Source organism: Mycobacterium sp. SMC-19 (assembly GCF_045310815.1).
Lineage (GTDB): Bacteria > Actinomycetota > Actinomycetes > Mycobacteriales > Mycobacteriaceae > Mycobacterium.
The window spans coordinates 675,461-701,009 of record NZ_JBJIAM010000002.1; the positions used below are offsets into that span (position 1 = coordinate 675,461).

The following is a 25,549-nucleotide window of genomic DNA, read 5'->3' on the forward strand; positions in this document are numbered from 1 at the left end:
CAGAGTCATCGACGCGCGAGCCAATCCAGAAACTGCTCCACGGTGAACACCGGTTTCCCGTAGTCCTGAGCCTTGCGGGCCTTTCCGGACTGCGTGCCCGCTTCGGCGATCACCAGCACCTCACATCGCGTCTTGGTCACCGTACGCACCGGCGCCAGCCCAGCCGAGGCAGCCAACCGCTCCACCTCGTCGCGATCCAGCACGCGGCCTTGGCCATCGACCGCGGTTCCGGTGAAGCAGATGCGGGCGCCGGCAACCAGCACCGCGTCGATGTTGTCGGCCATCGACGACGCCTGAGCCAGCCCGGCTGCCAGGTCGCCGGCGCCCAGCGCATTCAGTGCGTCGTGCAGGCGCGCCGACACCTCATCCGGTAGCCGGGTGCGGGTGGCGGCGAGCAGCAGTTGGTCGGCGGCGGCCTGGCACGCCGCCTGCTCCCAATTGTTCTGCCCCGCCAGCGATGCCGGGTCGACGGGTGTGGCGCCCAGCAGGACCGCTCCGAGGCCTCGGCTGATCCGCAACAGTGCGGACAGCGCCGGAAGGTGTTCTGCCGTGGGGGTTGCGGCGTCGGGATCGCGGCTGATCAAAAGTCCCGAGAGCGCGACGGTGTCGTCGGGGTCTTCGAACGGCGACGAGCCGGACTCCAGGTCGACGGTATCGAGGCGCTCAAGCGCCGACCGGGCACGCCGCAGCGCCGTGTCGCCGGCGATACTTGGGCCCCGCAGTTCGATGCCGAGCGGCATCGGAACCACCTGGCCCAGTCGCTTGAGCTCGAAGTCGATCAGCCCCAGCGTCTCGTCGACCTTGACGCCCACCGGCGTGCACCCGGCCAGCATCGGCGCGATCACCGCCCAGGCCTCCCGCAGCGTCGGCGCCAGCAGCACGTCGGCCACCCCGATCCGATACGCCTGGCGGGCGTCGGCCAGATCCCGCTGCGGGTTGATCAACGTCGACACAGCGGTGCCGTCGTCGAACGCGACCGCCAGTTCCACCGGGCGCGGCCGCGACATCCGCCCCTCATCCCCCACCGTGAGCAAACCGATCGCGCAGTAACGGCGTGCCCGATCGCCGTCGGCCGAGGCGCGCAGGAACCGGGCGATCCGGCGATCCACCTTCAGGTCTTTCGGCAGCACAGGGCGTTTCAGCACAAGCCCGGCCAACGAGGTGCAACGGCTCAACGCCACATACAACTGGCCGGTGGAGAACATGCCGCCGGACAGATCCACCACCAGCCGCTCGAGGGTCTGGCCTTGGCTCTTGTGGATGGTGATCGCCCAGGCCAGTTTGAACGGCAACTGGGTGAAGGTGCCGACAACGTCGCGGCGCAAGGATCCGCCCTCGACCACGGGACGAGTGGCCTCCCAGGTGAAGGGGGCGACTTCGGCGATGCCACCGTCGGGAAACTCGATTTCGACCACCGCGCCGTGGCGGTCATAGCCCACCCCCACCACGCGGCCGATCGAACCGTTCACCCAGCGCTCGGCCTGATCGTTGTTGAGCATCATCACCTGGGCGCCGACCTTGAAGCGCAACTCGTCGTCCAGCGGCTTGTCGAACAGGGACAGGTCGCCGGATTCGGTGGCGCGGTGCACCATCTCCTCACCCGGCAACCGCTCCAGCTGCTGGCGGTTGCGGGCGGTGACCAGCCTGTTGGTCGGCGCCAACGTCAACCAGAATTCGCCGTCCGGCGGCACGAAGTCGGGGTCCACCCGGGCGTCCAGGTGCGCCCTCGCATGGCCCAGCAGCACGCCTTCACGAATCTCGTTGAGAATCGCGGTCATCCGGTCATCGCTGAGCTGGCGGAACACCGTTGTCAACGAGACGCTGGGGAAATCCGCACGCTCGAAGGTGTGCGCCGAGAAGAAGTACGGGGTGTCATAGGTCGTCGAGAAATAGCGTTGCTCGCCTTCGGTGACCACGGGCGGCAGCTGGTAGAGGTCGCCGACCAGCACCACTTGGACGCCGCCGAACGCGGTTCCAGGCTCCGGGCCGAACCGCTGCAGCGCCCCCGCGATCATGTCGAACACGTCGGCGCGCACCATCGACGCCTCGTCGATGATCAGCGTTTGCAGCTTGGCCAGTGTCTTGGTGAAGCGACCGGGCCGGTAGTCGCCGCCGGTGACATCGGACAGCGTTGTGGTGGGCCGGAATCCGAACAGGCGGTGGATGGTGTGGCCGTCGACGTTAAGCGCGGCAATCCCGGTCGGAGCGACCACCACGACGTTGCGATCGGTATGAGCCATGAAGTGGCGGATGAGCGTCGACTTGCCCGTACCGGCCTTACCGGTCAGGAAGAGGTTTCGCCCTGCCGCCAGTAACCCCAATGCGGCACGGAACTCCTCGGTCAGCACGATGGTATTGCTGGCTGCCACCACTGATGGCACCCTACCGGTGAGCGGGGCCGCGGACCGGCGAGGGCGTCACCTGCCCAGCACGGAGACGATCTTCTTGGCGGTCGCCTTGGCCGATCCCGGATTCTGGCCGGTGACCAGTCGTCCGTCGACGACGACGTGCGAGGCGAACGGAATCAGGCCCTTGCCGTAGTGGGCGCCACGCTTCTTCATCTCCGCTTCGGCGTTGTAGGGCACCAGCTTGTTGACGCGGGCCAGCACCTCCTCCGACCAGGCGAATCCGGTGAGCTTGCGCCCGGCGACCAACAGCGATCCGTTGGAGAGCGTGGTGTTGAGCAGGCCGCAGTAGCCGTGGCAGACCGAGGACACCACTCCCCCGTTCTCGAAGATCTCGCGCGTGATGCGTTGCAGCCCTTCGCTGTTCGGGAAGTCGTACATGACGGCATGCCCGCCGGTGAAGTAGATGGCGTCATAATCCGCTGAGTCGATCTCGTCTGGTGCGGCGGTGCCGGCCAGCAGCGCCATCTTCGTATTGTCGGCCTTCCACGCCTTGGCGCTCTTGTCGAAGTTGGGGAACTTCAGCGAACGCGGTTCCAGCGGCGATTGCCCGCCTTTCGGGCTGACGATGGTCTGTCGATAGCCCGCATCGGCGAAGACCTGATAGGCGTGGGTCAACTCGGAGAGCCACAATCCGGTCGACTCGGCCGGGTCGTCGTAGTGGGCGACGTTAGAGACGACGTTGAGGATGCGCTTGGTCATCTCCCCAGGATTCTCCTGGCACTCCGGTAGCGCCAGGGAACTGGCCAGGTACTGCGATTGGGTTCTACTGTGACCAGATGGGAGCGATCTCGCCGAAAACCCAGCAACCGAATTCCCAACACCTCGCCGCGTTCCTGATCTCGCTGGTGCTCGTCATCATCGTTGCGGCCCTCGGTGGGCTCGCCTCGGCAGACGCCGCCGCCGACTACGGACGGCTCGCCCAACCGAGTTGGGCGCCACCGAGCTACCTGTTCGGTCCGGTGTGGAGTGCCCTGTATCTGTTGATGGCGGTCGCGGCCTGGCTCGTCTGGCGCGCGGATCCTCGCTGGATAAATCCCGCGATCATCGCCTACGGCGTACAGCTGCTGCTGAATCTGCTGTGGTCGCCATTGTTTTTCGGGCTGGGGTGGCGCGGGCTGGCCCTGGTCGACATCCTGCTCCTGGACGTCGCCGCGGCGGTCACCATCGCGGCCTTCTGGAAGGTCCAGCGCGGCGCGGCGTTGATGATGCTGCCGTATTTCGGATGGATCCTGTTCGCGACCGCGCTGAACTTCTCGGTGTGGTCGCTGAACAGCTGAAACGTGCGGGGCCTTGGCCGGACCGCTTGTATAACGCTACTCGCCGTAGTGTAATTGCGAGATGAATCGCACCGCACCGCTGGTCACCGACCCGTCGAGCGCAGCTGACACCGACATCCAACTGAACGAACTCGGCTATTACGCCGTCACCCGACACCCTGCGGATGCTCGGGTGGTGCTGCCCGAAGCCCGGGAGGCCGACGCGCTCGGCCTGGGTTCGTGCCACATCGGGGAACGCTTCACCGTCAAAGACCCGGCGGTGCTCAGCGGCGCCGTTGCGGGCTGCAGCTCCAGTCTGGGGATCGCCCCGTCGACCAACCACCACACCCGCCACCCCACGGTGACGGCGACCGTGGGGTCGACCATGCACGCCCTGACCGAGGGACGCTTCGCCATGGCATTCGGCCGCGGCATGGCCGGGTACTGGCCGGCCATCGGCCTGCCGACGGTGACCGCGGCTCGGCTGCGTGACTTCTTTTCCATCCTGCGCCGGCTCTGGGCCGGCGAGACGATTTTCAATCACGACGGGCCGGCGGGAAAGTGGCCGATGCTGCGCCACGCCAACGGCTTAGGCGAGGGGCCACCGATCGGCTTGGTCGCCGTCGGCCCCAAGACGATGGAACTCGCCGGTGAGATCGCCGATTTCGTTGTGCTACACACCTTCTTCTCCGACGAGGCCACCGCGGCATCGGTCGCGGCGGTGCGGCGCGGCGCCGAACGCGCGGGCCGCGATCCCGACAGCATCCGCATCTGGGCGTGCCTGGCGACGGTGTGCGACTCGCTGTCGCAGGACGATCAACTGCGCCGCGGGGTCGGCCGGCTGGCGACCTACTTGCAGGCCTATCCCGATGTGCTGGTCTCCGCCAATGGCTGGGATCCGCAGGTATGGGAGCGAATCCGGCAGTCCGAGCTTTTCACCGATGCCGCGACCGCCGGGCCCATCGACGCCAGCGCCTCGTACGAAACGCTGCAGCGCATCGCCGAACTGATTCCCGCCGAATGGTTGGCGGCAGTGGCAGCCGGATCGGCCCGCGACTGCGCGAGCACCATCGCCCGGCAGTTCGATCTGGGCGTGCACTCGGTGATCATGCACGGGGCCAGCCCCCACGAGCTCGCGCCGGTCGTGCAGGCCTACCGGGCCAACCGGCCGACGCTGTACCGGGCCGTCACGGCGAACCCGGGCAAATTCGCCTGAGCCCGAGGCACTTCAGCGCGGGTCAGTCGACTTTCGGGCAGTAGAAGTGCGGGTCGTTGCGGTAGTCCACCGGCGGGAGGTTACGCGCCGGGGTCTGCACCAGGGGCGCGTCCACCGGAAGGCGGCCCGAGGCGCGATCCAGCGCCGAACGCTTGCGCGGATGCATCAACGCGCGCTTGGGGCCGTACTTGGAGACGAAGGTGATGGCCTTGCAGACATACCCGTGCAGACGCTCCTGGCGCGCAGACCAGGTGTAGCCCATGAGTTCGCGCACCGGCGGGTCATAGAGGGCCACGGTCATGAACGTCAGGAAGCGCTGGCCGACCTTGAGGTTTAGCGCCCACAGCCAGTCCGGAATCCACTCCAATGACGGGTGTTTGGGCATGGTCGACAGGTCCATGACCTCACGGGCCGCCCAGTTGTTCTCCAGGACGTTGTTGCACATGTGATCCCAGTACTCTTGGAACTCTTCCCAGGACTTAGGCACCGGGCGCATGCTCATGCCGTACATCCGGTACCACTGCACGTGCTCATCGAACAGCTGCCGCTTGTCGGCCTCGGTCAGCCCGCCGGCGAATTTCTCGGCGGCCAGCAGCGTCGACTTGAAGAAGGTCGCGTGCGCCCAGTAGAAGACGTCAGGGTTCAGCGCGCTGTAGCGGCGCCCCTGCTCGTCCACGCCCTTGATGCCGATGTGGTAGTCGCGGACCTCCGCGCCGGTCTGCGGGGCGCGGTAGCCGTCGAACACCACCCCACCGATCGGGTAGATCGACCGCATCAGGCGCGGGATGCGCTCGATGAAGAAGATCGAGTGGTCTTTGACCGCCGCACCAAGCTGCGGGTGCATGTTCTGCATGGACCCGGCCCAGGTCCCCTGGAACAGACCGGTCCACTGGCCGAAGTACTTCCAGGTCAGCGAGTCGGGGCCCAGCGGGATCGGGGGTGCGTCGTAGCCACCGTTGCTCACGGGACAGCCGGCAGCTATCGGCGTCTCGTCGGCCGCGGGGCAGGTTTCCGACATGTCTTGAGTCACGAGTGCGCACTCCCAGTCATCGTTGACCACTTCTGACAACATGCGTTATCAGTATTGAAGTCTAAGGGGATACCGGGCCCGGGTCAATGAGGGGGCGGCTCGGGTCGGCCTGAATCCGTGGCGGTGGGGGCGACCGGGATGCCAGAATTCTCATCGGTGCGCACACGGCAGCAGCGCGAGTCGGGGGATCGTGATTCACGCCAAGGCGCGATGACTGCCGCGGATGGAGACACCAATGACGACTGTCGACCTGCCCCTGTCGGTTTCCCGGGGAGCGAGCACCACGCATAACAGTCAGTGCACGCTGTGTGAGGCACACTGCGGCATTCAGGTCACGGTGACCGACGGCAAAGTCAGTCGCATCCAGGGCAACTCCGAGGACGTGTTCTCGCACGGCTACATCTGCCCCAAGTCGACTGCGATGGGCGGCCTGCACGACGACCCGGACCGGCTGCGCACGCCGATGCGGCGGGTCGGCGACGACTTTGTGCCCGTGAGCTGGGAACAAGCCCTTTCCGACATCGGCACGCGATTGCGCCGGGTCCGCAAAGAGCACGGCAAACATGCTGTCGGGATGTACCTGGGCAACCCTGCTGCGCACAGTTCCGCGGCGATCTACGGCCTGCTGCTTCGCGCGGCCCTGATGACACCCAACTTCTTCTCCGCGTCGAGCATCGATCAGATGCCGCACGAGTTCGCGGCCTGGAAGGTGTTCGGCTCCAACGTGCTGATCCCGATCACCGACATCGACCGGACCCAGCGCCTGGTGATCCTCGGCGCCAATCCCGCAGTGTCCAACGGGTCACTATCGGTCATGCCCGGGGCCAAACGACGGATCAAAGCCGTGCGCGATCGCGGCGGGACCGTCGTCGTGATCGACCCGCGCCGCACCGAGACGGCAAAGCTGGCGGACGCCCATGTCGCGGTGCGCCCCGGTGGCGACCTCTATCTCCTGCTGGGCATGCTGCATGCCCTGATCAACGAAAACCTCTGCGACACAGCGGCGATTGCCCGCCAGTCGGTGGGTCTTCCGGAGCTGCGCCGCCTGGTCGCTAACGCCAGCCCCGAGGCCGTTGCCGCACGCGCCGGTGTCGATGCCGAGACCATCTACACCCTGGCGCGTGACCACGCCGCGGCGGAGTCGGCAGCCATCTACTGCCGGATCGGCATCTGCCACCAAGAAACCGGGACGCTGGTGAGTTGGCTGGTCATGGTCATCAACGCCGTCACCGGCAACCTGGACCGGGCCGGCGGCACCATGTTCTCTACGCCGGCGGCCGATGTGCCACGTGTGGCGAAGTACATCCCGGCCGGCTACGGAGCGTGGACCGACCGCTCTGGGCATTACAAGTCCTTCCGCGGTGAGCTTCCCGCGGTCGTCATGGCCGACGAAATTCTCACCGCCGGCGAGGGCCAGATCAAGGCGATGATCACCTGCGCCGGCAACCCGGTGTCCTCGATCCCGCAGAAGGGCCGCCTGGACCAGGCCATGGCCTCGCTGGATCTGTATGTGGCCATAGACATGTACGTCACCGAAACCAGCCGGCATGCCGACTACATCTTGCCTCCGGCCTCACCGCTGGAGCGCGAGGATGTCGGGCTGCTGCTTCCGGTCTTCAGTGTGCGCAACAACATTCGCTACCAACATCGAACCTTCGAACCCCCGGCGGGCACCAAAGACGACTGGGAGATCCTCAGCCTGCTGATGCTGGAGCTGCTGCCGGCCCCGCTGCGCAAGGTGATCGCACCGGTGCGCGAACGACTGGTCTCCGCGATCAATCCGCTGCGCATGGCCGCCATCTCCCTGGCGACTGGACCCTATGGCTGGATCCGTAAAGGCCGCAAAGGCATCACCATGCGACAACTACGAGACAGCGCCGGAGGACTGGACCTCGGGCCACTGCGCCCCCGGCTGCGGGAGGTCATCGGCACCCGCGACCGCAAGGTGCAGCTCGCGCCGGAGGAGTTCATCGCCGCCACAGCCACGTTGCTCGACGGCCCCGCCGGCCCGGCAAGCGCCTACGACCTGCAGCTCATCGGCCGACGCCAGCTACGCAGCAACAACTCCTGGCTGCACAACGTGCCGTCGATGACCAGTGGTTCCAACCAGTGCACCGTGCACATGCACCCCGACGACGCCAAGAATCGCGGCCTTGCCGAGGGCGACGCGGTGCAGGTCACTTCCGACATCGGAAAGATCGAAGTTCCGCTGCACATCAGCGACGACATGCGGCCCGGCACCGTCTCGGTCCCCCACGGCTGGGGACACCGCAACACCGGCTGGCGCCACGCGGACTCCCTGCCGGGGGCCAACGTAAACGACCTGCACGATCCGCAGCGGGTGGACACCTTCACCGGCACCGCTGCCCTCAACAACACCTGGGTCTCCGTTACTGCCACCGCAATTGCGGTCGAGGACGATGCGCTTGGGCGGTAAGGGTCCCGCTCAGCTTCCGATCGGGACAAAGCCGCTGCCGGGTCCTTCGTTGGCGTTGACGTCGTCGAGGATTGCAGTGAATTTCGTCAGGTATGTCAGCGGCCTCGGAAGCGAATACTTGGTGCCTAGAGTCATGCCGCCTGCGTAGACCATGCCGACCAGCAGGCCGTCCATGGTTACCGGGGCTCCCACATCACCTGGGTCAAATTGCGCCAACAGGTTCACGCGCGGCCCGAAGGGGGTGGTGATGCGGCCACAGAGGCCGGGGTTAGCCGGTCCCCACTTGCACACCGCCGAATCGAACTGCGGTTCTGGGCCTAACCCATTGATCGCGATGCCGGCGTAGTCAGAGACCGAGATCAGTTCCGGCACATCGAACTTGATCACCGCGTAGCGCAGGTCGCCATTGACGGCCACGACGGTGCCGACGGTGGAGTCTGTTCCCGCGATCGCGACGGCAGCCCCTGGCCCACCGCACTGCGCTCCGGTGAAACCCACCACGTCGCCGGCCCGATCACGTCCGATCGTGGTCAAGGTGCAGTAGCTGTTGCCGTCGACGACGAGGGCGGCCCCACCGCCCAAGATCACCATCGCAGCCGCGGGAGGGGCGGCGGGTAGAGAGGTTCCGATAAGCAGTGCGAGGGTGAGGGCGAGCCGCCATCGAGTGAGCTGCAAGGCGTTTCCCTTCAAATTCATCAACCGAAGCCTGCGTCGTGGGAGTCGCGCGTTGACGCTCGATGTTGCCATCCGCCCACCGCCGTACCGCCCCCTCAACTTCCGATCGGCACGAATCCACTGCCCGGCCCGTCACCCGCGTTGACGTCCTCCAGGATCGCGTTGAATTTCGTCAAGTACGTAACGTCCAGTGGAGGGTTGTATCTGCCCCGATAGATGAGGTTGCCGCCGTAGACCAGGCCGACCAGACGACCGTCCATCGTTACAGGGGCACCCACATCGCCCACCTCAAATCGGCCAACCATCGGCACGTCCGGCCATCCGTCGCGCCAAACGGAATTGCAGATACCGGGGGTTGCAGGTCCCCACTTGCACACCAGCGAGGCGGCCACCGGGTCTGCACCGATGCCGTTGATCACAGTGCCGGCGTAGTCAGACACCGGGATCAGGTCGGGCACATCGAACTTGATCACCGCATAGCGAAGGTTGTTGTTGGCCGCCACCACGGTGCCGACGGTGGTGTCTGTTCCCGCGATCGCGACCACGGCCCCTGGCCCGCCGCACTGTGATCCGGTGAAACCCACCACGTCACCGGCCCGGTCACGTCCGATTGTGGTCAGCGTGCAGTAGCTGTTTCCGTCAACGACGATGACGGCCCCACCGCCCAAGATCACCATCGCAGCCGCGGGCGGGGCAGCCGGTAGGCCCGCACCGAAAAGCAGTGCGAGCGCAAGGGTTACCCGCCAACGAGCGAATTGCATTACGCCTCTTCCGTTCGATTCAGCCAGCGTCGCCACGCCCCGGTCTGCCGTCGACCACCGTCGACGGCTAGTCGGGCAGGAGGACTGATTTAGTCAGCTCGACCTTCGGTCAGCCATTGGGACCGACCTGCCCGCCGTCTCCACCGCTGCCGCCGCTGCCGCCCGCGGCAAGTCCGGCGCCGGCGCCACCGCTGCCACCGTCGCCACCGTTACCTCCGGTGCCACCGTTGGCGGCTCCGCCCGTGCCACCATTCCCGCCGTTGCCGTATTGCAGGCTGTTGTCTTCTGGGCGTTGAGGTCCTAGGCCGCTGCCACCGTCGCCACCGTTGCCACCGTTGCCGCCTTGGCCTCCGGTGCCGGCACCACCGCCGCCACCGCCACCGCCACCGGCACGGGTGAACGTGCTGTCGCTGTTGCCGGCTCCGCCGTTGCCGCCTGCACCACCGACTCCACCGTCACTGGCGCCGCCACTACCGCCGACACCACCGTTGCCGCCAGTACCGCTGGACCCCAGCCCTGCGCCACCGCCGATGCCGCCTGCACCACCGTGGCTGGCAGCCCCACCATCAGCCCCGTCGCCACCATCGCCACCATTGCCACCAACTCCACCGTTGCGGCCTCCGCTCAGGGGACTGCTGATACCCCCAGCACCGCCGTTGCCACCGGCCCCGGCGATGCTGCCGGCACCGCTGGCATTACCACCATCGCCGCCATTGCCGCCCGCACCGCCGTCACGGGGGCTGCCCACGGCACTGCCGGGACCTCCGCTGCCGCCGTCACCGCCATTACCGGCGATGCTGCCGACTCCCTGGGCCGAACCGCCATCGCCGCCGGCCCCACCGACACCACCATCGCGGCCGCTTCCGAGGGCGCTGGCGGGGGCTCCGCCACCGCCGTCACCGCCATTACCGGCGGTGCTACCGACACCGATAGCCGAACCGCCATCGCCACCGTTGCCCCCGACACCACCATCGCGACCGCCACCCTGGGCGCTGCCGGCGCCACCTCGACCACCGTCACCACCATCACCGGCGGTGCTGCCGGCACCGATAGCCTCGCCGCCATTACCACCGTTGCCACCGGGGCCGCCATCGAAGCTTCCTTGCCCGAAGACAAAGATGCCGCCATTACCGCCATTACCGCCATTACCGGCGACACTGTCGGGACCGTTGGTAGCACCACCGTCTCCGCCATTGCCGCCAGCGCCGGCGTCTCTACTCAGCCAATAGCTGGCCTGACTGCTGTTGCCGCCGTCACCGCCAAGGCCTCCGATGCTCCCGACTCCGTCAGCGCTGCCGCCGTTCCCACCGTTTCCGCCATTGCCGCCAGCGCCCCCGACGGCATAGATGCCTGGGGCGCGACCGCTGACGCCGCCATTACCTCCGGCGCCACCGGTGCCACCATCGCCGACCGAGTTGCCGCCATCTCCCCCGGCGCCGCCGTCGCCATTGGTACTGAACAACATTCCGCCACGGCCACCGGCACCGCCGTTGCCGCCGTCACCCGCATGGAGTCCATCGAGGCCCGCACCGCCGTTTCCTCCGGCGCCACCGTTGCCGATCCAGTTAGCGGCGCCGCCGACACCACCGTCAGCACCGGCACCGCCGTCACCAGCCGCACCGCCGTTGCCCAGCCAACCGCCGGCACCGCCGGCGCCACCGGCCACACCGTCTTCGGTGCTGCTCCAACCCGTTCCACCGTCACCGAAGATCCAGCCGCCAGCGCCGCCGTCGACATTGGCCTCGGTGCCATCGACACCGTTGCAGATCAGGCCGCAAGCACCACCGAAGGCGAACAACGGGTTGATGAAGTCGTTGACCGTCGAACCGACCGGACTGTCGATCCAGTCCTGCATCGCAGCATGCAACGGGAGATAGAAGTCGTTCTGGAACCAGTCGGCGAAATCAGTACCGACAGCCGCACCCACCAAGTCATCACCACTGAACAGCGATGCGAGGTCGAGCGTCGACGCCGAGTCCGAACCGTCCCAGTAGCCGGGCTCAAACAAAGTGCCCCACGCGGCGGGGTCCAGCAGGTCAGCGAAGAAGTCGTCAAAGTCGGCATGAGCCGTCGGGGCCAAACCGAAAGCCGCCAACGCCCCTAAAGAAGCCCCCGCAGCTGCCACCCGCCGCGCCGACGCAGACCCATTTCCCTTAAGCCAACCTGAGATCTTCACGGCAACTGCCTATCACGGAAGGCAGTTAACCGCCATTCGAACGCCGCCCGGATAAGTACCCAGCAGGCTGGCGTGCGGACGGTGCGGCGCGCAGTCGGAAGCCGGATCGATCCTCTATCGCGCCGCGTACCAGGGCTAGCGGCGGTCCGGGCAGCGACCGACTATCGCTCCGCTGGCCGACCCGGGGTGGCGGTCGGTCCCCATCACCGTCGCCGGCTGGCCCTCGCCTTAGCAGCGCAGCGCTTGCGCGCGGCCTTGATCATCGGCGCGTCCGGGTTCGGCCAGTGTGTGAGATTCAGTGGCGGCCCGGCCAATACGACGAGTTCGTGCTCAAGCGATGTGGGATCAGCCTCTTCGAACACGGCCACTTCAAGGTGACCGTGCATCCAGGCGCTGAGTGCTTCTTCGCCGCTGGTGTCGAAGCGATAGTTGCGATAGTTGGTGTCACTGGTGCCGGCGCTTCTCGGTTGGGGTTGCAGATCAAGTTCGTCGATCAGCAGCGCGCCCAGCGATCGCCGCAGCGTGGAGAAGCCACTGCCGCCCGCACGAAAATGGGTGTCGAACTCCCGCTGAGCGAGGTTCGACGACCGCCCGATGTAGAGACAGTCCCCGGATCCGCAGTGCAATCCCGGCACAGCACCCTCACGGAGGAAAAACGCATAAACTCCGGGCGCTGCGGGGGCATCGAGAAGCTCCAGTCGCGTTCGACGCCGGTACGTCCGCTCCCCGAAACCGTCCGCTGCCCCATAGGAATTGACGTCAACCCCAGCGACCTGGCTCAGCGGCCGAATGACCGCGGCCAGATTCTGCTCCTCCGCAGCGTCCGAAATGTAGTCCAACTGTCCGATCGCGTGCCTGTCTATCCAGACAAGACGGCACCGGTGATCTGGCAGCTTCTCGCGGGCGAAGCCGTCAACCGGCCATCGCCTAACCAGCTCGCCGATCTGCTCAACAACGATCCTGGGCGGCCGCGACCAGTCCGGGAATACGTCCCTGGCAATCTGCCGGAGTCGCTCTTCGTTCGTCATGAACGTCAAAGTAACCCGAACGAACGACCGTCGCCCGCTGGCGCGGTCGCACTACCCTCTGGCCTCTGTCGGGGACCTCTGTCGGGCTGACAAATTCAGCGTGAGGATATTTCGCAGCGAGCGGTCAGTCCCCGCGAACGGCCCGACCCGGCCAGTGAATTCCGCAAACAGCGATTCACTAATACAGTTCCCTCATGACCTCCCCCGCCCTGCGGGTCACCCCGGTCAGCCTGCGCGAGCTGGCGCAGCGCTGCACCGTGCTGTCGGGTCAACTAGCACCGGCACTGCCCGCGGCTACCGCGTCCGGCTGGCAGTTCAGCGGAGCGGCGACCAGCAGCGTCAATTCCGGTGCGAGCAGCGTCGGCACCGCCTCCAAGACCCGGATGACCGCGACCTCGAACAAGCTGGGCACCGCCGCCCAGCAGTACGAGTCGATGGACAACGACGGTGCAGCAACCCTCGCCGCAGTCCCCCAGCACGCAGGCGGCCTTCCCTCGCTGGTCCCCCGCAACTCTGGTGTCGACGGCGGCGCCGGCACGCTAGGGGTATAGGCAGGTAGACCGCGATGTCCGGATTGCCGCCGCTGACCGCGATCGAAGACGCCAACTGGGATTACCTCACCACTAACGCCACCGCCTGGACCAATCTCGCCAACACCTGGGAAGCCGCGTTCACCGAAGTCCGCGACGCCTCAAAGAGTCCCGGAGGCTCCCCCTGGACCGGCGCCGGCGCCGAGGCCTTCCAACAGCGCGCCGCCGCCGACGTCGTGAAAATCCACGGTCCCGCCGACATGCTGCGCAACGCCGCCGCGATCGCCACCCGCGGCGCGCAAGCCCAGCAGAGCAACAAGGGACTGGTGCTCTCTGCCGTCAATACCGCCGAGCGCGAGGACTTTCGGGTCGGCGACGACTACTCGGTCACCGACACCTGGACCTACTACAGCTCCGCCGCGGAACAGGTGCAGCGCGAGACCACTGCGGAAAGACATTCCAGCTTCATCAAGTCCCGCGCCGCCAACCTGGTCAACAACGAGCAGGAGATAGCCCGCCAACTCAGCACTGCCACCGCGGGCCTGCACTCGTTCAGCTTCGGTGAAGACGGCGCCGACGGTGGGGCGGGTGGCAACGGGCAGCCGCGCGTGGTGCTCGTCGACGACGTTCGCCGCGACCCGACGATCCAAGGCCCGGCCAGCACTCCTGAACGTGAGCAAGACGGCTACGACCTGCAAGACCAGTTCCAAGACGGCCAGGGGCCGATCTTCGGCGGCGATCCTCGGCAGTTTTACCCGGACGGCCGGCCAGCAGACTTCCCGCGAAGCCCCGCCTCCCAACTCGCCCAGGGGCCTGACGGCACTCGCCCCCTGCCGACTGGCACCGCGCTGGGAACCGACGGTAGGCGCTACGCGTTCTTCAGCAACCCTGACGGCTCAGTACAGCCGGGCATCAGTCCTTGGGCGACGAACGGCACGGTATGGGATTTCACCGACCCGAACCATCCGGTGAGAGTCGGTGATCTACCCGGGATTTTCCAGGCCAGTGGCGCCTATGACGCCGCCACCAACCAGATGGTCATCATCGGCAACGCCAGCAACACAGAAAACGACCTCACCAGGGGGATGTGGGTTTCGGCGCCCATCGACCCCGCCAACCCGAACGGCTGGGTCAGCACCCTGCACCGTGTCGGCGACGTGGCGCTGCCGGGAAACCGGGAAAGCCAGGTGGTCGCGTTACAAGGCGGCGGTTTCATGCTGGTCGGCGCAACCGAAAGTGGACCGGTATCGGCTATCGCCGCGGCCACTCCCCAAGGGCTCGCCGCGGCGTCTCCGGTGGAAATACTCACCCAGCGCGACCTGCCCAGTGTGTACGGTCCCACCGTCACCGGGCTGTCCTTCGACCCGGCGACGGGAAAGGAGGTGGTTGGACTGCGGGTGGGTACCTGGACTGATATGCCTCGGCCCCCGGGACTTCCAGCCGGGCAGCCATTCGATCCATATAATCCGATGACGTACACCACCACTGTCACCGTCGGTCACTAAGTAGGGAACAGGGCGGTCCGATGCCGGATAGGTCACTCGCGGTTACGGCAGTACCAGCAATTGTCGTCGCAGGATGCCTGACGTTGGCGCCGACTGCGTGTGGAGCGCCGTCGGGGTTCCCCGACCTCGACGCATTCCACGCGGTTGATCCTGCCTCCTACACAACTCATTTCGGCAGGGGCGGCGGTGGTCTCTTCTTCGCCACCCCCGACGGGTTGCAGTGCGGATGGGCTTCGCTGGCCAACGGACCCGATGATCACGTCAGTCCAGGCTGCACAGGGCCTCTGCCAGGTGTACCCGGCAGCGACTCGCGAGCCGAGGGCGGCAAGTGCATGGGGGTGGGCGCGCCGACTTCTGAGCCATCGGACCTTGGGCCGTACGGCTTCAAGCAAGAGACCTGCCCAACCATCACCTCGGCGGTGCTGCACGTAGGGCAGAAGATCACGGCGGCCAATACGACGTGTCTGGTCGGCGCGGACCGGCTGACCGCGTGCATCGACCCGATCCTCAACCGCGGGTTCGTCCTTGAGCCCTCCGGATCGTGGACCTTCTGACCGTGCGTACCGTGATTCAGGCCCGCCACACGCTGTTTGCCGCGGCTGCCGCGGCCGCGGCTGTGGTGATTGCACCGTCGTGGCCGGCGTGCGCCGATGATCAGAGCTATCTGACTTACCTCACATCCCACGGGTTTCAGTACCACGTGAACGTCGAAACACCGGCAAGGGCAGTTCAATTCGGAAAGAACATCTGTACCAGCCTGCGTTTCAACGGTGACCCGGTATCGCGGATCGACAAGAAGATCGCAGGAGCGGTTGACGACGTGATGGTTGATGCAGCGCAGCACGAACTGTGTCCCGACACCCTGGATACGCCATAACCCGCGGCCGCTGCGCGTCTTGCCCCGCGGCTGCCGTGAGTTCGGTTCGGGCAATGGCGTTGGCGGTGACTGCGGTCGGCGCCTCTTTGGTGTTTTCGCCGTTCGCTGCGGCCGGTCCCGAATGCTCGTCCTACGAGCTGGGCAAGCAGTCCATCGACGATGCTGCTCGTCAGGGCCCTCCCCATGTGACTGACTTGCCGAGGTACTGCGACACGCTGCTGGGCTGGGAGCTGAAGAGCGGGCGGGTAGCGAGAGTGGAGTCTCGATCGGACTTCATTGCCGGCTGCGAAGAGGAGGGCCGCGTTCTCATTGCGGAACAGTAGGTTCCCTCAGCCCCGTCAGATCGCGTAGTTCTACGCATCCGATTTCCCCACGCCGCGGTCACGATGGTGTGCATGAGTCGTAAATCGAATGGGATGTTGGCCCTGGTCGGCGTCCTGGCAATGATGGTCGCGTTTCCGCTGGGAATGGCCGTGCTCTTCGACCATGCCGCGGCCTTCCGGCTGGAGACCGGCTCTCTGCCGCCGGGCGCCGATCTGACAGACAGTCGCATCGCCGCGATCGCGAGCATTGCAGCAGTCGGCACCGCGTTGGTGGCCACGTCCGCGAGCCGGCTGATCATCCCGATCATGCTCGTGCTCGCGGCGTGCGCCCCGTTCACGCTCATGTCGCTGTTCACGCTTCCGCTGGCGTTCTGATCCGCTCCGCGCCCTGGCCACCGCGCCGGATGCGGCCGCGGTCCGTGACGCCGTCACCGCCGCCCGGTTACAGCTGGACACTGATCGGCTCAGCGATCGGGATCAGCGGCGAGGCGGCGCAGGCGCGTTACGGCTGAGAGGGCACGGTCCGCGGCGGCTGAAGTTTCCGGTGCCGCACCGGGCGCGGGTGCCGGTGCCGACTCAACACCAGGTGGGAAATATCTGCAGGAAGCGGAGTCGAACGTCCTTCCGCCGGTGAGCGGAACGGCGCGTGTACGGCGCATTCGTCCCGACCGCCGTCAGAGTAAGAGCAGCACTCTGGGAAACGGGCTGCGAAGTCCAGTGCCGCCTCCCCCAGACACGCAAAGCCCCTTCCGACGCAGGTCAGAAGGGGCTTTCTCTGTCGGGCTGACAGGATTTGAACCTGCGACCACTTGACCCCCAGTCAAGTGCGCTACCAAACTGCGCCACAGCCCGCCGCCGCCACAACAACTCCGGCAGCAGGTCGAAATGCTACCGCACGCCCGCTGGTGTCCCGAATCCGCGTGAGGACACCTCGACCGCGTAGGCTCGCCACGCGAGCCCGACCCCCTCGGCAGCGCGACTACCCCTCAGGAACCACCACTTATGCAGCTTCCCCCCTCGCAGCAGTGGTCGGCCATGCCCGACCCCACGGACCCCATAGACACCCCCAAGACCAGCGCCGACTCCGCCGTCACCGACGAAGTGGTCGACGTCGTCGACACCGGCGACACCATCTTGCTGCTGCAGAAGATGGAAAACCGGCTGATTCGGCACACGCTGCGCCGGCCCGACGTGCTGAGCGCCGAGCAGCTGCGCCGACTGCGGTATCTGCTCAACTTCGCCCGGCTCGACGACTTCGAGCCCGGCGCCGCCGGACCGGGCGGCGCTCGCGGCCGCGGCGACGTCTCCGTGGGCGCGGAGCTGGCCGGGTGGCGGGCCAAGGTGGCCGACGCCCTGCGCGGCCCGCTGCGCGAGGAACGCGACCCGGTGATGGCATTGGTCGCCGCTCGCGACACCCTGGGCGCGCTGACCGCCGAGCAGGACGAGCAACGCCGGCTGCTGGCCGAGCGCCACGGCAACGACTTCTCCCTGGCCGAGCTCGACGCCGAGGTGGGCCACAAGAAGCTGGTCACCGTCCTCGGTGGTGGGGGCGGCGCCGGCTTCGTCTACATCGGCGGCATGGAGGCCCTGCTGAAGTCCGGGGCGGTGCCCGACTACCTGATCGGGTCGTCGTTCGGTTCCATCCTGGGATCGGTGGTCAGCCGCACCCTTCCGGTGCCCATCCACGAATACATCGAGTGGGCCAAGACGGTGTCGTTCCGCGCCATCCTGGGGCCCGAGCGGCTGCGCCGCCGCCACGGCCTCACCGGTGTGTTCGCCTTGAACTTCGACCTGTTCGCCGACGCGATGTTCCGCCGTGAAGACGGTGCGCCGATGAAGATGTCGGACCTGGAGATTCCGTTCGATGCGGTGGTGGCCGGGGTGCGCCGCCAGCCGTTTGCGAACCTGCCGGGGCGTTACCGCAACCAGCGCCTGGCCGGCCTGCAGCTGCGGTCCTTCCCGTATCTGTCGTTCGGCCTGGGCCCGCAGGTGGCCACGCGCATGTGGCAGACGGCCGCCTTCATCGACCCGCGGGTGGTGACCCCGATCGTGATCGGCGGCGACAATCCGGACCGCGACGTCAACGTCGTTGACGCAGCGTCCTTCTCGTCGGCGATTCCCGGGGTGTTGCACCACGAGCCCAAGGATCCGGCCATGCAGCCGCTGTTCGACGCGCTGCTGGCCGACAACGACGTCGGCGCCCTGGTCGACGGCGGCGCGGCCAGCAATGTGCCGCTGGAGCTGGCCTGGAAACGGGTCCGCGCCGGCCGGTTGGGCACCCGCAACGCCTGCTACCTCGCCTTCGACTGCTTCCATCCGCAGTGGGACCCCAAGCACCTGTGGCTGGTGCCGATCACCCAGGCGATCCAGTTGCAGATGGTGCGCAACGCGCCCTACGCGGATCATCTGGTCCGGTTCTCCCCCACGTTGTCACCGGTCAACCTGGCGCCGTCGGCGGCCACCATCGACCGGGCCTGCCAGTGGGGACGCAAGAGTGTCGGGCATGCCATTCCGGTGGTTTCCGCACTGCTGCAACCGGTCTGGTGGGAAGGCAGCGAGCCCGCGGTGGTGACGCCGAAGGCGCCCGCCCAACCGGAGCACCCGCACGCCGCGTCGATGAATGAGGTTATGGCCTCGGCCCGGGCACCGCGCAGCCGCTGGGAGCGGTGGCGCAAGCAGAACCCGGCCTGAAGCCGGCTAGACCGTCAGCAGCCGGTAAAGCCCGATCAGGCCGACCACCAGGATCACCGCGCGCAGCGCGTTCGGCGACAACCGGCGCCCGTAGTGACCGCCCAGGTATCCCCCGATCAGTGAACCGACCGCGATCAATCCGGCTGCCGGCCAACTGATCCGGCCGAACGCCGTCACCATGTAGGCCACCGCGGCCACCACGTTGACGATCAGCACCAGCAGGTTCTTCGCGGCGTTCATCCGCTGCATCGACTCGGGCAGCAGCACGCCCATCACACCGACCAGCAGAATTCCCTGGGCCGCAGCGAAATAGCCGCCGTACACGCCGACGACGAAGGTGCCCACTACCAATGCCGTCAGCCGGCCACCGCTGAGCTGGTCGGTCGAGCGGCCCTCGGCCGCCGCGCGACGCTGCGCCACCGCCTGGATCTTCGGCCCGATCACCACCAGCGCCAGGGCGCCGACCAACAATGCCGGCACGATTCGGTTGAACACGCTCTCGGGCAGGTGCAGCAGCAGATAGGCGCCGAGCACCGCGCCCAGCAGCGATCCCGGTATCTGCCAGCGCAGCCGCTCCCACTGACCGCGCAGTTCGCGACGGTAGGCCCAGGTGCTGGAGATACCACCGGCCACCAGGCCGATCGCGTTGGAGATCGTCGCGGTCAACGGCGCAAAACCCAGCGTCACCAGGGTCGGGAAGGTGATCAGCGTGCCCGAGCCGACCAGGGCGTTGATCGCCCCGGCGCCCACCCCCGCCAGCAGGATCAACACCATCTGCGAAACCGGCATTTGCAGCACCCTACGCTGATCGTGCGCAGGGCTAAGGCAGCCCAGCGGAGAGGTGAGGCGATGATCGGCAGTACGGGAAAGCGGGTTGTCGGGGCTGCCTGCGTGGCGCTGTTCGCCCTTGGGGCGCCGCCGGCGGCCCAGGGCGCCCCGGAGGTGCCGTCAGGCCCGTACGCCTTCACCGCCCAGCACGGCCCGTCGCAGCGGGCGGCGACGTGGACATTCACCCCGTGCGGCGCGAGCTGCACCACCGTCGACGCGGAACGGTGGCTGCAGAACGCGGAATTTCATCTCAACGGCGGCCGCTGGGAGTACAACGGGCGGGGCAGCATGGACTGCCCGGTGGATCACACCCCGCTGCCGGTGTCCAAGACGGTCAGCTTCGATGCGGTGACCCTGGCCGGCCAATGGACCACCGCCACCCTGGAGCCGTGCGGCCGCGGGCCGGCCGGCGGGGTGGTCGGGCAGTGGGATTTTCAGCTGACCAAGGCGGGTTAATGCCAGACCTCAGCGAGAACGCTTGGGGCCGCGCTTCTCTCGCACTCGCACATTGATGCGGATCGGGCTGCCCTCGAATCCGAACGTCTCGCGCAATCGCCGCTCTAGGAACCGGCGGTAGCCGGCCTCTAAGAATCCCGACGTGAACAACACGAAGGTCGGCGGACGCGACGCCGCCTGGGTGGCGAACAGGATGCGCGGCGCGCGCCCACCGCGCGCCGGCGGCGGGGTCGCGGCGACCACCTCTTTGAGCCAGTTGTTGAGCTGCCCGGTCGATATCCGGGTATCCCAGGAAGCCAGCGAGGTCTCCAGCGCCGGCACCAACTTCTGCACGGCACGACCGGTTTTCGCCGAGATGTTCACCCGCGGCGCCCACGCCAGGCGGGCCATGTCCCGGTCGATCTCTTTGTCCAGCAGGTAACGCCGGTCCTCGTCGACCAGGTCCCACTTGTTGTAGGCCAGCACCACCGCCCGGCCCGCCTCGACCACCATCGAGATCACCCGCTGGTCCTGCTCGGTCAGCGGCAGCGACGAATCGACCAGCACGATCACCACTTCGGCGGCATCGATCGCGCCGTGAGTGCGCACCGAGGCGTAGAACTCGTGTCCGCTGGCCTGCCCCACCTTGCGGCGCAGCCCGGCAGTGTCGACGAAACGCCAGATCTTGCCGTCCATCTCGATCAGCGAGTCGACCGGGTCGACCGTCGTTCCGGCCACGTCGTGCACCACCGAACGCTCGTCGCCGGCCAACCGGTTCAGCAGCGAGCTCTTGCCCACGTTGGGCTTGCCGACCAGCGCCACCCGGCGCGGGCCGCCACCACCGCCGGCGGTTTCGGCCACCTCGGGCAGTTTGGCGACCACCTCATCCAGCAGGTCGGCCACTCCGCGACCGTGCAGCGCACTGACCGTGAACGGCTCACCCAGTCCCAGCGACCACAGTGCCGCCGCGTCGGCCTCGGCGCGCTCGCTGTCAACCTTGTTGGCGGCCAAGAACACCGGCTTGCCGGATCGGCGCAGAATTCGCGCGGCGGCCTCGTCGCCGGCGGTCGCGCCGACCACCGCGTCCACCACCAGAATCACCGCGTCGGCGGTCCGCATCGCCACCGCGGCCTGCTCGGCCACCAGCTGCTGCAGGCCCTTGGCGTCGGGCTCCCAGCCGCCGGTGTCCTGCACCACGAAGCGCCGACCGGTCCACAGCGCGTCGTAGGACACCCGGTCGCGGGTCACCCCGGGCAGGTCCTGCACGACGGCTTCGCGCCGGCCCAGGATCCGGTTGACCAGCGTCGATTTGCCGACGTTGGGCCGGCCCACCACGGCCACCACCGGCGGCGGGCCGGAGTCTTCGACGAGGTCGTCGAAACCGCCTTCTTCGCCGATCTCCCAGTCGCTTTCGTCGACCCAGGTTCCGTCAGTCATCGGATCGCCCCGCAATGCTGCTCAACCAGGTCCCGCAGATGGTCGATCACCTGCGCCTGGGTCATGTCTCCGGTGTCCACGATCACCGCATCGTCGGCGGGCCGCAGTGGCGACACCGCCCTCGTGGAGTCCAATTCGTCGCGGCGAACCACGTCAGCCAGCACGCCCGCGTAGTCGTCGCGCAGTCCGGCCGCGACGTTCTGGTCATTGCGCCGCTGGGCCCGAGTCTCCGCCGAGGCGGTCAGGAAGATCTTCACGTCGGCGTCGGGCAGCACCACGGTGCCCACGTCGCGGCCTTCGACCACCACGCCGCCGCCTTGCGCGGCCAACTGCTGCTGCAGCGCGACCAACCGGGTGCGCACCGCGGGAACCGCGGCCACCGCTGACACCGCGCGAGTCACCTCGTCGCCGCGGATCTCTCGCGAAACGTCTTCGTCGCCAAGGAAAGCGCGGTCTCCCTCGGGCAGGGAGTCCACCGCGACCTCGACGCCCTGCGCGACCGCACCGATGCCGTCGGAGTCATCAAGCGCGACACCCGATCGCAGCACCGCCAGCGTGACGACGCGGTACATCGCGCCGGTGTCCAAATAGCGCGAGCCCAGCGCCGTCGCCAATCCTCGCGCGACCGTGGACTTTCCGGTTCCGGCCGGCCCGTCGATGGCGACCACGGCCGCACTGCCCGCACTCACAGGCCCACCGCTGAATAGAGCTCCCCGACTTCCTTGCGGGTCAGCGCCCGGATGCTGCCGGGACGCTGCTCCCCCAGCGTCACCGTGCCGATGTCGGTGCGCACCAACTCCTGGACCGGAAATCCAACCGCCGCCAGCATCCGCCGCACGATGCGCTTGCGGCCTTCGTGCAGGGTGACCCGCACCAGAGACTTTCCGGGCACGGCGTCGACCACCGCGAAATCGTCGAGCTTCACCGGTCCGTCGTCGAGTTCGACACCCTCGCGCAGCTTCTTACCCAGCCCGCGCGGCACCGCGCCCTGCACGGTGGCCAGATAGGTCTTGGGTACCTGATACGACGGGTGCATCAGCCGGTGCGCGAGTTCGCCGTCGTTGGTCAAGAGCATCAGACCCTCGGTGTCGGCGTCGAGGCGCCCGACGTGAAACAGCTTGGCGTCACCGCGAACTCGGTGTTCGACGTAGTCGCCGATACACGGCCGTCCGCGGTCGTCGGACATAGTCGAGTGCACGCCGCGCGGCTTGTTCAGCGCCAGATAGACCCGGGTCTCATCGACGGTCACCCGTGCCCCGTCGACGCGGATCACCGAGGCGGCAGGGTCCACTCGGGTGCCCAGCTCGGTCACCACCTGACCGTCCACCTCGACCCGGCCGTCGCGAATCATCCGCTCGGCGACCCGGCGCGAGGCAACCCCGGCCTGCGAGAGCACCTTCTGCAGGCGCACTCCGTCTTGATCTTCGTCCGGCCACGCCATCAGAGGTGGTCCACATCGAAGGTCAGCGGCTGATCGTTCGCCGGCACACCACCGAGTTTCATGAAACGCGGTTCGCTGTCCAAGGTTTCGCTCATTTCGTCGATCACGTCGACATCGGGCAGCAGCGGGGCGATGTCGGGCAGGTCGGTCAGCGAGGACAGGCCCAGCCGCTCCAGGAAAAGCTCGGTGGTGGCGAAGGTCACCGCCCCGGTGTCGGGGTCCGCGCCCGCCTCGGTGATCAGGCCGCGCGCGACCAGGGTTCGGATCACCGCGTCGACGTTGACGCCGCGCACCGCGCTGACCCGGGCCCGCGTCACGGGCTGGCGGTAGGCGACCACGGCCAGCGTCTCCAGCGCCGCACGGGTCAGTTTGGACCGCGCGCCGTCGAGCAACAGTCGCTCCACGTACGGCGCGAACCGGGCACGGGTGTACAGCCGCCAGCCGCCACCGGCCTCACGCAGGTCGATACCGCTGTCGCGCTGCGTGAACTCCTCGGCCATCGTGTGCAGTTTGGCCGTGATGCGGTAGACCGGCTGATCGGTGGCGGCCGCCAGCGCCTCCACAGCCACCGGCGTGTCGACCACCAGCAGCAGTGCCTCGAGCACCGATCCCAGTTCGCCGTCTTCGAGTTCGGGTGCCAGGGCGACGTCGATCCCGAGATCGGAGCCCGACGGGCCGGCGGACTCCTGCGCGCCCTCGTGGTCTTCCCCAGCGTCCGTAGCCTCGGGAGCCTCGGCAGCCTCCTCCGCCACTTCGGAGTCGGGCATGTGGTCAGTCATCAATTCGTCTCGCACTACTCGGCCGATTCTGCTTTCACCAGGTCTTCATTGGTGGGACGTTCCCCCGTCCACGACACCTGGAGCACACCAAGTGGTTCTGACTGCTCAAATGCTACCGCCCGGGCCCGATACAGTTCGAGCAGCGCCAGGAAGCGGCCGACGATCTCGATCGGCATCGAGCAGTCGGCGACCAGTTCGGTGAACGACGCCCACTGCCCGGTGCCGCGAGCTTCCAGCAGCCGCAACACCACACCGGCCTGCTCGGGAACCGACACCATCACCTGATGCAGGTGCTCAAGACCCACCACCGGGACCGGACGCGGGGTGAACGCAGCCGCCGCGATCTGGGCGAACGACTCGGCGTCCACACCGAGCATCACTTCGGGAAGCAGATTGGCGTACCCGTCTTCGAGCGCCACAGCACGCGGGTAGCTGCGCAACGCCGCCGATTCGAGCTCGGCAAACATCTGCGCGACGTGCTTGAACGCCCGATACTGCAGGAGCCGCGCGAACAGCAGGTCGCGGACCTCGAGCAACGCCAGGTCTTCTTCGTCGTCGACCTGGCCGGCCGGCAGCAGCCGGGCCGCCTTGAGGTCGAGCAGCGTCGCGGCGATCACCAGAAATGCGGTGGTCTCTTCCAGCTCCAGCTGCGAGCCGACATCGCGGGTGTAGGCGATGAAGTCATCGGTGACCTGGTGCAGAGCCACCTCGGTGACGTCGAGGCGATGCGCGAAGATCAGCTGGAGCAGCAGGTCGAACGGACCCTCGAAGTTGGTCAGCCGGACCTGGAAGCCCTGCGAATCGGCGGGGGCGTCGGCCGTCTGGGTGTCGGCGTTCACGCGCCGAATCGGTCGATGACTTCGCGGGCCAATGCACGATAGGCCTGCGCGCCGCCGGATTTCGGAGCCCAGGTGGTGATGGGCTCGCCGGCCACCGTCGTCTCGGGGAAACGCACGGTGCGGGTGATGACCGTGTCGAACACCAGGTCGCCGAAGCGCTCCACCACCCGCGACATGACCTCGCGGGAGTTGACCGTGCGCGGGTCGTAGCGGGTCAGCAGGATGCCGCTGATCTCCAGCTTCGGGTTGAGCCGGTCGCGGACCTTCTCCACGGTGTCGGTCAGCAGCGCCAGGCCGCGCAGCGAGAAGTACTCGCATTCGGTCGGGATCACCACCCCGTCGGCGCAGGCCAGGCCGTTGACGGTGAGCAGCCCCAGCGACGGCTGGCAGTCGATCAACAGATAGTCGTAGCGGTCGAGCACCGGTGTCAGCGCGCGCGCCAGGGAGTGCTCGCGCCCCACCTCGTTGACCAGCTGGATCTCGGCCGCGGACAGGTCGATGTTGGAGGGCACCAGGTCCAGGTTCTCCACCGCGGTGTGCACCACCACGTCGTCGATACCGACCCGCGGTTCGACCAGCAGGTTGTGCACGGTGTGCGCCAAGTCGTAGTGCGGCACGCCCAGGCCCGCCGACAGCGCGCCCTGCGGGTCGAGGTCCACCAGCAGCACGCGGCGGCCGTATTCGGCCAGCGCAGCACCGAGGTTGATGGTGGAGGTCGTCTTGCCGACGCCGCCCTTCTGGTTACACATCGCAATGACCTTGGCCGGCCCGTGCGTCGAACGGGGCTGCGGCTCGGGGATATTCCGCGGCGGACGCCCGGTCAGACCGACGCCGGGGGTGTCGTCGTCGCTCATGGCCGGACCGGCCCTGTGGTGGC

The 25,549-nt window shown here is 67.3% G+C and carries 25 protein-coding genes and 1 tRNA gene; 11 read left to right on the plus strand and 15 right to left on the minus strand.

Annotation, left to right across the window (positions count from 1 at the left end; genetic code table 11):
• Nucleotides 1–5: 5 nt before the first annotated feature.
• Entirely contained in the window at nucleotides 6–2,372 is a 2,367-nt protein-coding gene (locus ACJH5R_RS07300) for an AAA family ATPase (RefSeq protein ID WP_406781573.1), read from the minus strand.
• 45 nt (nucleotides 2,373–2,417) lie between these two features.
• Nucleotides 2,418–3,107 (minus strand): type 1 glutamine amidotransferase domain-containing protein, encoded by a 690-nt coding sequence (locus ACJH5R_RS07305; protein WP_406781574.1) that lies wholly within the window; start codon nucleotides 3,105–3,107, stop codon nucleotides 2,418–2,420.
• Nucleotides 3,108–3,184: 77 nt separating this feature from the next.
• Between ACJH5R_RS07305 and ACJH5R_RS07310 the strand changes: the two genes are divergently transcribed.
• A complete protein-coding gene (locus ACJH5R_RS07310; RefSeq protein WP_406781575.1) occupies nucleotides 3,185–3,685 on the plus strand; it encodes a TspO/MBR family protein in 501 nt (166 codons plus the stop codon).
• 61 nt (nucleotides 3,686–3,746) lie between these two features.
• Complete coding sequence (locus ACJH5R_RS07315) at nucleotides 3,747–4,880, plus strand: TIGR03857 family LLM class F420-dependent oxidoreductase (RefSeq protein ID WP_406781576.1); 1,134 nt, start codon at nucleotides 3,747–3,749, stop codon at nucleotides 4,878–4,880.
• Nucleotides 4,881–4,902: 22 nt separating this feature from the next.
• Here ACJH5R_RS07315 and ACJH5R_RS07320 read toward each other — a convergent pair whose 3' ends face one another.
• Entirely contained in the window at nucleotides 4,903–5,898 is a 996-nt protein-coding gene (locus tag ACJH5R_RS07320) for an oxygenase MpaB family protein (RefSeq protein ID WP_406781630.1), read from the minus strand.
• A gap of 247 nt (nucleotides 5,899–6,145) precedes the next feature.
• On the opposite strand from ACJH5R_RS07320, the gene ACJH5R_RS07325 reads away from it, so the two are divergent.
• On the plus strand, nucleotides 6,146–8,347 hold the full coding sequence (locus ACJH5R_RS07325) for a molybdopterin-dependent oxidoreductase (RefSeq protein ID WP_406781577.1): 2,202 nt from the start codon (nucleotides 6,146–6,148) through the stop codon (nucleotides 8,345–8,347).
• A 9-nt stretch (nucleotides 8,348–8,356) separates the two neighbouring features.
• On the opposite strand, the gene ACJH5R_RS07330 is transcribed toward ACJH5R_RS07325, so the two are convergent.
• From ACJH5R_RS07330 to ACJH5R_RS07345, 4 genes are all read right to left on the minus strand, one after another.
• Entirely contained in the window at nucleotides 8,357–9,043 is a 687-nt protein-coding gene (locus ACJH5R_RS07330) for a serine protease (protein ID WP_406781578.1), read from the minus strand.
• A gap of 74 nt (nucleotides 9,044–9,117) precedes the next feature.
• Nucleotides 9,118–9,783 carry a serine protease gene (locus ACJH5R_RS07335; RefSeq protein WP_406781579.1) on the minus strand — a complete coding sequence of 222 codons (666 nt, stop codon included), beginning with the start codon at nucleotides 9,781–9,783 and terminating at the stop codon, nucleotides 9,118–9,120.
• A 109-nt stretch (nucleotides 9,784–9,892) separates the two neighbouring features.
• Nucleotides 9,893–11,878, minus strand: coding sequence for a PGRS repeat-containing protein (locus tag ACJH5R_RS07340; RefSeq protein ID WP_406781580.1), 1,986 nt, complete (start codon nucleotides 11,876–11,878; stop codon nucleotides 9,893–9,895).
• Between the two features lie 284 nt (nucleotides 11,879–12,162).
• A complete protein-coding gene (locus ACJH5R_RS07345; protein ID WP_406781581.1) occupies nucleotides 12,163–12,987 on the minus strand; it encodes a GIY-YIG nuclease family protein in 825 nt (274 codons plus the stop codon).
• Between the two features lie 194 nt (nucleotides 12,988–13,181).
• Here ACJH5R_RS07345 and ACJH5R_RS07350 point away from each other — a divergent pair, with 194 nt between their 5' ends.
• From ACJH5R_RS07350 to ACJH5R_RS07375, 6 genes are all read left to right on the plus strand, one after another.
• Complete coding sequence (locus ACJH5R_RS07350; RefSeq protein WP_406781582.1) at nucleotides 13,182–13,538, plus strand: type VII secretion target; 357 nt, start codon at nucleotides 13,182–13,184, stop codon at nucleotides 13,536–13,538.
• Between the two features lie 14 nt (nucleotides 13,539–13,552).
• Nucleotides 13,553–15,022: a hypothetical protein gene (locus ACJH5R_RS07355; RefSeq protein WP_406781583.1), complete on the plus strand. Its 1,470-nt coding sequence runs from the start codon at nucleotides 13,553–13,555 to the stop codon at nucleotides 15,020–15,022.
• Nucleotides 15,023–15,354: 332 nt separating this feature from the next.
• On the plus strand, nucleotides 15,355–15,576 hold the full coding sequence (locus ACJH5R_RS07360; protein WP_406781584.1) for a hypothetical protein: 222 nt from the start codon (nucleotides 15,355–15,357) through the stop codon (nucleotides 15,574–15,576).
• Nucleotides 15,564–15,899: a DUF732 domain-containing protein gene (locus ACJH5R_RS07365; RefSeq protein ID WP_406781585.1), complete on the plus strand. Its 336-nt coding sequence runs from the start codon at nucleotides 15,564–15,566 to the stop codon at nucleotides 15,897–15,899. Before ACJH5R_RS07360 ends, ACJH5R_RS07365 begins: the two co-directional genes overlap by 13 nt.
• Nucleotides 15,900–15,952: 53 nt before the next feature.
• Entirely contained in the window at nucleotides 15,953–16,222 is a 270-nt protein-coding gene (locus ACJH5R_RS07370) for a hypothetical protein (RefSeq protein WP_406781586.1), read from the plus strand.
• 72 nt (nucleotides 16,223–16,294) lie between these two features.
• Nucleotides 16,295–16,597 (plus strand): hypothetical protein, encoded by a 303-nt coding sequence (locus tag ACJH5R_RS07375; protein ID WP_406781587.1) that lies wholly within the window; start codon nucleotides 16,295–16,297, stop codon nucleotides 16,595–16,597.
• 403 nt (nucleotides 16,598–17,000) lie between these two features.
• On the opposite strand, the gene ACJH5R_RS07380 is transcribed toward ACJH5R_RS07375, so the two are convergent.
• Nucleotides 17,001–17,074, minus strand: a tRNA-Pro gene (locus ACJH5R_RS07380).
• Between the two features lie 183 nt (nucleotides 17,075–17,257).
• Here ACJH5R_RS07380 and ACJH5R_RS07385 point away from each other — a divergent pair.
• Nucleotides 17,258–18,913, plus strand: coding sequence for a patatin-like phospholipase family protein (locus ACJH5R_RS07385; protein ID WP_406781631.1), 1,656 nt, complete (start codon nucleotides 17,258–17,260; stop codon nucleotides 18,911–18,913).
• 6 nt (nucleotides 18,914–18,919) lie between these two features.
• Here ACJH5R_RS07385 and ACJH5R_RS07390 read toward each other — a convergent pair whose 3' ends face one another.
• The gene (locus ACJH5R_RS07390) at nucleotides 18,920–19,702 is read right to left on the minus strand and encodes a sulfite exporter TauE/SafE family protein (protein ID WP_406781588.1); all 783 of its coding nucleotides are present in this window, start codon (nucleotides 19,700–19,702) and stop codon (nucleotides 18,920–18,922) included.
• Nucleotides 19,703–19,762: 60 nt separating this feature from the next.
• Here ACJH5R_RS07390 and ACJH5R_RS07395 point away from each other — a divergent pair, with 60 nt between their 5' ends.
• Nucleotides 19,763–20,197, plus strand: a complete 435-nt coding sequence (locus ACJH5R_RS07395) for a hypothetical protein (RefSeq protein WP_406781589.1) — start codon at nucleotides 19,763–19,765, stop codon at nucleotides 20,195–20,197.
• A 9-nt stretch (nucleotides 20,198–20,206) separates the two neighbouring features.
• On the opposite strand, the gene der is transcribed toward ACJH5R_RS07395, so the two are convergent.
• The 6 genes from der to ACJH5R_RS07425 are packed head-to-tail and all read right to left on the minus strand — an operon-like array spanning nucleotide 20,207 to nucleotide 25,526.
• Nucleotides 20,207–21,613: a ribosome biogenesis GTPase Der gene (gene der / locus ACJH5R_RS07400; RefSeq protein ID WP_406757228.1), complete on the minus strand. Its 1,407-nt coding sequence runs from the start codon at nucleotides 21,611–21,613 to the stop codon at nucleotides 20,207–20,209.
• On the minus strand, nucleotides 21,610–22,302 hold the full coding sequence (gene cmk, locus ACJH5R_RS07405; RefSeq protein WP_406781590.1) for a (d)CMP kinase: 693 nt from the start codon (nucleotides 22,300–22,302) through the stop codon (nucleotides 21,610–21,612). Before cmk ends, der begins: the two co-directional genes overlap by 4 nt.
• Nucleotides 22,299–23,057, minus strand: a complete 759-nt coding sequence (locus ACJH5R_RS07410; protein WP_406781632.1) for a pseudouridine synthase — start codon at nucleotides 23,055–23,057, stop codon at nucleotides 22,299–22,301. The genes cmk and ACJH5R_RS07410 overlap by 4 nt, the downstream gene beginning before the upstream one ends.
• The gene (scpB, locus tag ACJH5R_RS07415; protein WP_406781591.1) at nucleotides 23,054–23,833 is read right to left on the minus strand and encodes an SMC-Scp complex subunit ScpB; all 780 of its coding nucleotides are present in this window, start codon (nucleotides 23,831–23,833) and stop codon (nucleotides 23,054–23,056) included. The genes ACJH5R_RS07410 and scpB overlap by 4 nt, the downstream gene beginning before the upstream one ends.
• Before the next feature lie 14 nt (nucleotides 23,834–23,847).
• The gene (locus ACJH5R_RS07420; RefSeq protein ID WP_406781633.1) at nucleotides 23,848–24,681 is read right to left on the minus strand and encodes a segregation/condensation protein A; all 834 of its coding nucleotides are present in this window, start codon (nucleotides 24,679–24,681) and stop codon (nucleotides 23,848–23,850) included.
• Complete coding sequence (locus ACJH5R_RS07425) at nucleotides 24,669–25,526, minus strand: ParA family protein (RefSeq protein WP_406781592.1); 858 nt, start codon at nucleotides 25,524–25,526, stop codon at nucleotides 24,669–24,671. Before ACJH5R_RS07425 ends, ACJH5R_RS07420 begins: the two co-directional genes overlap by 13 nt.
• Nucleotides 25,527–25,549: the final 23 nt, after the last annotated feature.

Bases quoted from the DNA above. Each gene is read 5' to 3' on its own strand.
- ACJH5R_RS07305 (WP_406781574.1), bottom strand. From the start codon at position 3,107: ATGACCAAGCGCATCCTCAACGTCGTCTCTAACGTCGCCCACTACGAC.
- ACJH5R_RS07310 (WP_406781575.1), top strand. From the start codon at position 3,185: ATGGGAGCGATCTCGCCGAAAACCCAGCAACCGAATTCCCAACACCTC.
- ACJH5R_RS07315 (WP_406781576.1), top strand. From the start codon at position 3,747: ATGAATCGCACCGCACCGCTGGTCACCGACCCGTCGAGCGCAGCTGAC.
- ACJH5R_RS07320 (WP_406781630.1), bottom strand. From the start codon at position 5,898: ATGTCGGAAACCTGCCCCGCGGCCGACGAGACGCCGATAGCTGCCGGC.
- ACJH5R_RS07325 (WP_406781577.1), top strand. From the start codon at position 6,146: ATGACGACTGTCGACCTGCCCCTGTCGGTTTCCCGGGGAGCGAGCACC.
- ACJH5R_RS07330 (WP_406781578.1), bottom strand. From the start codon at position 9,043: ATGAATTTGAAGGGAAACGCCTTGCAGCTCACTCGATGGCGGCTCGCC.
- ACJH5R_RS07335 (WP_406781579.1), bottom strand. From the start codon at position 9,783: ATGCAATTCGCTCGTTGGCGGGTAACCCTTGCGCTCGCACTGCTTTTC.
- ACJH5R_RS07345 (WP_406781581.1), bottom strand. From the start codon at position 12,987: ATGACGAACGAAGAGCGACTCCGGCAGATTGCCAGGGACGTATTCCCG.
- ACJH5R_RS07350 (WP_406781582.1), top strand. From the start codon at position 13,182: ATGACCTCCCCCGCCCTGCGGGTCACCCCGGTCAGCCTGCGCGAGCTG.
- ACJH5R_RS07355 (WP_406781583.1), top strand. From the start codon at position 13,553: ATGTCCGGATTGCCGCCGCTGACCGCGATCGAAGACGCCAACTGGGAT.
- ACJH5R_RS07360 (WP_406781584.1), top strand. From the start codon at position 15,355: ATGGGGGTGGGCGCGCCGACTTCTGAGCCATCGGACCTTGGGCCGTAC.
- ACJH5R_RS07370 (WP_406781586.1), top strand. From the start codon at position 15,953: ATGGCGTTGGCGGTGACTGCGGTCGGCGCCTCTTTGGTGTTTTCGCCG.
- ACJH5R_RS07375 (WP_406781587.1), top strand. From the start codon at position 16,295: ATGAGTCGTAAATCGAATGGGATGTTGGCCCTGGTCGGCGTCCTGGCA.
- ACJH5R_RS07385 (WP_406781631.1), top strand. From the start codon at position 17,258: ATGCCCGACCCCACGGACCCCATAGACACCCCCAAGACCAGCGCCGAC.
- ACJH5R_RS07390 (WP_406781588.1), bottom strand. From the start codon at position 19,702: ATGCCGGTTTCGCAGATGGTGTTGATCCTGCTGGCGGGGGTGGGCGCC.
- ACJH5R_RS07395 (WP_406781589.1), top strand. From the start codon at position 19,763: ATGATCGGCAGTACGGGAAAGCGGGTTGTCGGGGCTGCCTGCGTGGCG.
- der (WP_406757228.1), bottom strand. From the start codon at position 21,613: ATGACTGACGGAACCTGGGTCGACGAAAGCGACTGGGAGATCGGCGAA.
- scpB (WP_406781591.1), bottom strand. From the start codon at position 23,833: ATGACTGACCACATGCCCGACTCCGAAGTGGCGGAGGAGGCTGCCGAG.
- ACJH5R_RS07425 (WP_406781592.1), bottom strand. From the start codon at position 25,526: ATGAGCGACGACGACACCCCCGGCGTCGGTCTGACCGGGCGTCCGCCG.